Annotated in this window: 4 protein-coding genes; 2 read left to right on the forward strand and 2 right to left on the reverse strand. The window is 49.3% G+C overall.

Features of this window, described 5'->3' with window-relative positions:
• Window positions 1-65: 65 nt before the first annotated feature.
• Both ACPLJI_RS08735 and ACPLJI_RS08740 read right to left on the reverse strand, forming a co-directional pair.
• On the reverse strand, window positions 66-2,309 hold the full coding sequence (locus ACPLJI_RS08735) for a response regulator (protein ID WP_424741246.1): 2,244 nt from the start codon (window positions 2,307-2,309) through the stop codon (window positions 66-68).
• 11 nt (window positions 2,310-2,320) lie between these two features.
• Window positions 2,321-3,973, reverse strand: coding sequence for a helix-hairpin-helix domain-containing protein (locus ACPLJI_RS08740; protein WP_424730229.1), 1,653 nt, complete (start codon window positions 3,971-3,973; stop codon window positions 2,321-2,323).
• A 130-nt stretch (window positions 3,974-4,103) separates the two neighbouring features.
• Between ACPLJI_RS08740 and ACPLJI_RS08745 the strand changes: the two genes are divergently transcribed.
• Together ACPLJI_RS08745 and ACPLJI_RS08750 are read left to right on the forward strand one after the other, a co-directional pair.
• On the forward strand, window positions 4,104-5,003 hold the full coding sequence (locus ACPLJI_RS08745; protein ID WP_424741247.1) for a UvrD-helicase domain-containing protein: 900 nt from the start codon (window positions 4,104-4,106) through the stop codon (window positions 5,001-5,003).
• Complete coding sequence (locus ACPLJI_RS08750; RefSeq protein WP_424741248.1) at window positions 4,963-6,672, forward strand: ATP-binding domain-containing protein; 1,710 nt, start codon at window positions 4,963-4,965, stop codon at window positions 6,670-6,672. The genes ACPLJI_RS08745 and ACPLJI_RS08750 overlap by 41 nt, the downstream gene beginning before the upstream one ends.
• Window positions 6,673-6,814: the final 142 nt, after the last annotated feature.

Below are 6,814 nucleotides of genomic sequence, written 5' to 3' on the forward strand. Positions count from 1 at the left end.
GGGACATTCTGGCCGTGTTCAACCCTTCAGGGACCATCCCCGGACTTGGGACATTCTGGCCGTGTTCAACCCTTCAGGGACCATCCCCGGACTTGAATGGGCATCCGCACTCCTCGCACTGGGGTGGGTGCTTCTGATATCATACAGCATGCTGGGTTTGAATTCCGATAATTCTGCGACAAACCAGTGAAGCAGCCACTATCCCCCACCCTGTGGACAGTCTTGGCCCAGCGCCTCTCGCGCCTCCTTAGCATGTGAACCGCTGCAGCCACAAAGAGGGGGATGAGGTACAGACAGTAGGCCCAGTACTCAATGGATAACAGGATGGTGCGGGGTATGCTGTAGCCATCCATCTTTATGCCGCTCATTGTAAGGGGGAAGAACGCCACAGTTGATATGAGGCCTATTATGAATGGGGCCTCCATCCTGAATCCGAATCCCGCAAGGTTGAGGATGAATACAATGTACCCCAACATAACGAATCCTATGAAGATCATGGAGAAGAGGTAGAATATGGCGTCAAGCTTCCTGTGAAGTGGTATGGGGGCCTCAATCATCGGGGCGAGGTAGACGAAGAGGGTCTCAAGGTTACCTGTGAGCCAGCGGGTCCTCTGCCTGAAGAAGGCCGGCCAATCGCGCACCGCCTCCTGGAAGACCTCTGCCTCAGGGGAATACCTGACATTGTACCCCCTGAGCATCAGCTTGACGCTCAGGTTCAGGTCCTCTGTAACAGCGTAACCATCCCAGCCCCCTATCTCCTCCACAACCATCCTCTTAACCAGCTGCCCGTTGCCTCCCAGGAAGGCCGGGACATCCATGTTCATCCTTGACCTCATGATGACATTGCCGAATATGGCAAACTCAAGGTCCTGCATCTTTGTGAGGATGTTCTCATCTGCATTGTACATCCTCACCCTGGACTGGGCGCCGGCCACATCATCACCATCAAGGTAGGGGACTATATTCCTGAGAAAATCGGGTTCAACCCTTGCGTCTGCATCAAAGACCGCTATGATGTCGCCCTCGGCCAGTGTCACACCATCGTTAAGGGCGTACCCCTTACCGTTGAAGGCGAAGGGGGCCCTCCTTGTAACAACCTTCAGGTGCCTGTACCTCTTCACCAGGTCCTCGAGGATCTCACCGGTACGATCCGTTGAGCCGTCATTCACCACTATGATCTCATAGTTCCTTCTGCCGTTGACATGGTAGTCCAGGGATGAGAGGGTCTCAACGCACCTCTCAATGGTGTTCTCCTCATTGTTGGCGGGTACTATAATGCTCACCATGGGCATTGAATCTGAAACAGGTCTTTCAGGTTTCCTGTAGCTGAATGAAAGATGCAGGAGACTGTAGATAACCGGTATGAAGAGTGTGTACATGAGCCAGGTCATGCTCCGTGTTATGAAGCCGTAGGCTGCAAGTCCAAGTATCACCGATGATACAAAGAAGATGCCGGTCTTCTCCATCTTCATCTCCTCGGCCTTGGTGACTATGACCTCCTGCATCCTCCTTGAGTAATCCATGGTGTCCCTTATGGTCTGGAGAACCACCTCGATCTCTGCCCTCAGCTGCTCGGTGCTGAAGGGCTTGATGAGGTAGCCATAGGGTTCCGTCTCCAGTATTCTGGCGAGGGTTGGGTCATCGGCGTAGGCTGTGAGGTATATTACAGGTATCCCTTGCTCGCCCTGTATCACCTCCGCGGCCTTTATACCATCCATATCACCCCTGAGGTAGACGTCCATGAGGACCACGTCTGGCTGGAGTTCCGCAGCAGCTGATACAGCACCCTCACCTGTATCCTCAACCCCCACTACCCTGAACCCTGCCTCCTCCAGTTTATGTGAAAGGTCGGCTGCCACGATAGCCTCATCCTCAACCACAAGGACCCCCGGGACCGCACCTGTCTTCCTCTCCTTCGGAACCTTCAGGAGGTCCCTTATGTCCGCACGGTAACGTTTGAGTGCTGTTTCCACTGTCACCTTAAGTGTCCGGTCACTGTAGGGTTTGAGGAGGTAACCGTAGGCCCCGGCCCTCCTGGCCCTCCCTATGGTCTCAGGGTCAGAGTAGGCTGTTAGAAAAACAACGGGGACCCTTAGGTCCTTCACCCTGATGGCCACATCCACACCATCCATTTCACCCCTCAGAACTATATCCATGAGCACAAGGTCAGGCCTCTTCTCTGCTATCAGTTTGAGGGCCTCTTCACCTGTGGCTGCAACGCCGACGACCCTGTAACCCATATCCTCCAGTTTCATCCGGAGGTCCGATGCTATGAGTGCCTCGTCCTCCACTATCAGAATTGACGTCATTAACCTCACCCTCAGTCACCAAGCCACCTTCTGAGTTTCCTGATTCCCATGGTGTTTATCACATCATCAGGCTCTGCCCAGCCACGCCTTGCGGTTATAACACCCCACCTGATATTCTCAAGGGCCCCCCGTGAGTGGGCGTCACTGTTTATTGCGATCCTGCAGCCTGCATCAACCGCCATCTTAACATGTGTATCCCTCAGGTCCAGGCGGAGGGGGTTGGAGTTCACCTCCAGGGCGACTCCCACCTGGGAGGCACGTTCAACCACCCTCTCCATGTCAACCAGGGGGTCAGGTGACCCCAGCACCCGCCCGGTGGGGTGGCCTATTATATCCACCGGGTCATGCTCCATTGCTCCCAGAAGCCTCTCTGTGATGTTTCCAGGGTCATGGATGCTTGCAACAACCAGTTCAAAGTCCTGAAGGATTTTATCAGGGATCTCAAGGCTTCCATCATTCAGTATGTTGACCTCCACACCTGCAAGGACCTCAACGTCCTCTATACGCTCAGCAGCCCTGAGGTATGCATCCAGATCATCGATGTACCTTGCATGGTCAGTGAAGGCAATGTACTCCCTCCCGAGGATGGATGCGTACTCTGCCATGTACTCCATTGCATCGATGCCGTCACTGAAGAGGCTGTGCATGTGGAGGTCGCCCCTGATATCTGAAAGGTTTACAGGGTCCGGGAGTTTTCCCTCCGCTGCAGCGGCCACCTCGCCACGGTTCTCCCTGAGTTCAGGTTCAATGTATGTGAGGCCAAGTGCCTCCAGTACCCCGGCCTCTGTCCTCCCGGCGACCCTCTCATCCCCCCTGAACAGGCCGTATTCACTGAGCTTCATTGATGAGGAGATGGCTATCCTCCGGAGCTCAACGTTGAACTCCCATGAACCTGTGAAGTACAGGAGTGCCGATCCAAAGACCTCATCGTCGAAGACCCTCAGGTCACAGTCAAGGCCCTCCCTGAGGCGCACAGTCGACTTCCTGGGGCCCTTAACCACGACCTCATCAACCAGGTCCATGGAGGTGAAGTGGTCCATGACCCTCCGGGGGTCGGTGGCTGTCACCAGGATGTCGATGTCCCCGACGGTCTCCCGGCCCCTCCTTATGGAGCCTGCCACCTCAACCCTCCTTACACCTTCAATTTCAAGGAGCTCTGATTTTATCCTTGATGCCAGCGGGACCACGTAGGCGAGGGGTCTCCTGGAGATCCTTGACCTTGCAAGTTCAATGTTGCGGAGTATCATGGCCTCCCTCTTCTCACCCATCCCCCTGATCCTCCTTATACGGTGCCTCCTTGCCTGCTCCTCCAGGTCGTCCAGTGTCTTTATCCCCAGCTCCTCGTAGAGGAGTTTAACCGTCTTTGGACCCACACCCTCCACAGAGAGAAGGGAGTCAAGGTCCACCGGGTATTCCCCTGCCAGTCTCTCAAGAAGTGAAAGTGAACCCGTGGATAGTATCTCCTCTATCTTTGCAGCGATGTTCTCCCCTATACCCGGGAGTTCCCTGAGTCTCCCCTGGGCTGCAACATCCTCTATGTCCTCCCCGAGAAATTCAACTGTCCTTGCGGCCCTCCTGTAGGCCTTTGTCCTGAATTCATCACCCCTGAGTTCCATGTAGTCAGCAACACGGTTCAGAATATGGGCCACCAGATGGTTCTTCATAAGAGCATATATATTGTGCATATTAGTTAACCGTTTTTGCATTGAAGACATCAATGGTAATAACTATTTAACCTATGAATGTGAAAATGGAATGTGAATGAATATTCTTCAATAAACAGGGGGTTGTTTGTTGAGTGAAGGGAGGGTTTACATTCCACAGGAAAATAAGAATCTGAGCTCTGGTGAAGAAAGATTCATATCTTTTCTCAGGGAGAACCTTCCAGATGACTGGAAGCTGTATATTAAACCCCACCTCAATGGTTCCCGCCCAGACCTTATTCTCGTTAATCCCATGATAGGGATAATGATTTACAGTGTCCTTGATGATATGGATGGAGACCTTGAAACCGAAATAAAGCGCCTTGAATACTACAAAAAGAAGATAATCCAGCAGCTGATCCCATCTATGGGTGAGATGACAGATGAAAATCGGAAAATTTACGGTATCGTACGTACTGGAATATATGTCGATGGAATGAAAACTGAGGATGTTAAGGAAAAATTCGAGGTTTATGATTATCTAAGCTGCGCTGGATATGACTGCCTATCTGAAGACCACCTTGAATCCATGATACCAGCCTTAAGTTATAAAAGAAGTAGATATATGAAACCCGAATGGGCTTCGGAGCTTGAATCATGGATAATACCACCATACCACAGGGACAAAAGGACCGAACTTCGTCTTACAGAAGAACAGGAGAGGCATGCGAACCCAGAACCTGGTCATAGAAGACTCAGAGGTGCCGCAGGAAGTGGTAAAACCCTTGTAATAGCCCATAGAGCGGCAAAGCTTGCTGCAAAAGGTCACAGGGTCCTCATAGTCACATTCAACCGCACATTATGGCACCACATAAGGGAGATGGTGGATAGGACCCCCTATAACTTTGACTGGTCACTCCTAACATTCAGGCACTTTCATGGTTTCTGTTCAGACGTTATACATGAGCTTAGAATTCCCTGTGACTCCAGGAACCCAGCCGAATGTCTCCTTGAGTCAATCCAGGATTATGACATCAGATTACAGGTTTGATGCCATCCTCATTGATGAGGGTCAGGATTTTGAATGGGAATGGTATGATCTTCTATCAAATTTTCTCACAGAGAGGGACGAGCTTTTCTTTGTCTGTGATAAAACACAGAATATCTATGAAAGGGACCTTGGCTGGGTTGACGATATGTCAGGTTCAGGGAGGGTGAAATTCAGGGGAAAATGGAGGGAGCTTCGAACCATCCACCGGTTACCGCCAGAAATAGCTGAATTCGCATGTAAATTTGGGGGATCATTCCTTCAACTGGATGAGAACCAGTTTGATGTCAGCCAGAAAACACTCTTCAGTGAAAGTTCTGTTATCTGGAAGAATGTGAATCCCGATGACTCGGACGCTGAGATATTCGAAGCATACATGTCACTTAAGAATAAAGGCGCGAATGACTCGGACATAGTGGTACTTGTGCCCACAAATGATATGGGTGTGAGGGTTGCAGAATTTTTCAGGACATATGATAGGGAAACCGATCACCTCTTTGGAGAGAACGATAAACCTTCCAATAACAAGAGGATATTCGTATCTGATGAAAGGATGAAAATAAGCACCATACACAGCTTTAAAGGCTGGGAAGCGAGAAACGTGATAATCTGGATTCCTGAAAAGTGGAGTTGCGGTGAAAATCTCGACGCGGTAATATATACCGCCATAACAAGGACCATGCAGAACCTCATAATACTTAACACCGCTGAAAGGTACCGTGACTTCGGCGAGGACATGGATGAAAACATTGAAATCCCCCATGATGTTTCAGATGATGAAAACGACTTTGAAGTTGAAAAATGGGCTGAAAAACTTCCATTTCCTCTTGCATCAGTTATATGGGCTGGTCTGGCATCTGCTAAGTACGAGACCCGGGTCAAATATCTGCTGCAATTCTTTGAGGTGCTCTCAGAGTTCAATTTCAATCTCATACTGAGTGGTCTCTCATCCTATGGTATATTATTCCAGCAAAAATTGAGGGAATCTCTAAGTGATTCAATGGAAGAGTGGTTTTACAGGCCAACATTCGGGAACTGGACAACAAAGCTATTTAAATTAAGCAGAATACTTAGAATGGGTCTTAACGATAATTACACCAGAAATCAGATCCGTAAATCCTTTGGAAAACCTGACGATGAGTTCCTAAGGGTACTCTCGGATCCTGATATCCCGACAATTCTCAGAAAGGTTTCAAGATACCGGAACATATGGGAGGGCCATGGACCCCGCGTATCTGAGGATGAGTACAGGAAACGTTACAGTATCCTGATAGATTATCTGCTGGAACTCAGGGATGTGATGGGTGATGTTTACAGTAAAACATCTCTTGTTATTCCAGGTGAGGGGGTCCTGAATGATGGGGTCTATGAATACACTGTCAAGAGGTATATGTCAACCAGGGCTCCATTCAGGGCGGTGAAGGTAAAGAGCAATGAGCCCATGGACAGCAGCAGGATCTATCTGGTAACCGAGCACAAAAGGAATCATATGAAGCTATTACCTATTATAATCAACGTTGATGATATCTGCTACTTCTACAATGGAAGGGATGATGAAACAGGCCAGGCCCGTTACTGTTCCTACCACCATACAGAAAGGGCTGAACTCATGATGCCATTTGATATACTTGAAACTGTTCAGAAAATACTGGAAACCCGTGAAGAGTATTAGCTCAATTAATAACATTCAATTAAACCAGAACTTCTTCATTAGAGTAATTAGCTCAATTAATAACATTCAATTAAACCAGAACTTCTTCATTAGAGTAATTAGCTCAATTAATAACATTCAATTAAACCAGAACTTCTTCATT

The organism is Methanothermobacter sp., from assembly GCF_049720995.1.
In the GTDB taxonomy this organism is placed as follows: domain Archaea; phylum Methanobacteriota; class Methanobacteria; order Methanobacteriales; family Methanothermobacteraceae; genus Methanothermobacter.

What these genes read in the sequence shown, in the direction of transcription:
- ACPLJI_RS08735 (WP_424741246.1), bottom strand. Translation starts at nt 2,309, where the DNA reads ATGACGTCAATTCTGATAGTGGAGGACGAGGCACTCATAGCATCGGAC.
- ACPLJI_RS08740 (WP_424730229.1), bottom strand. Translation starts at nt 3,973, where the DNA reads ATGAAGAACCATCTGGTGGCCCATATTCTGAACCGTGTTGCTGACTAC.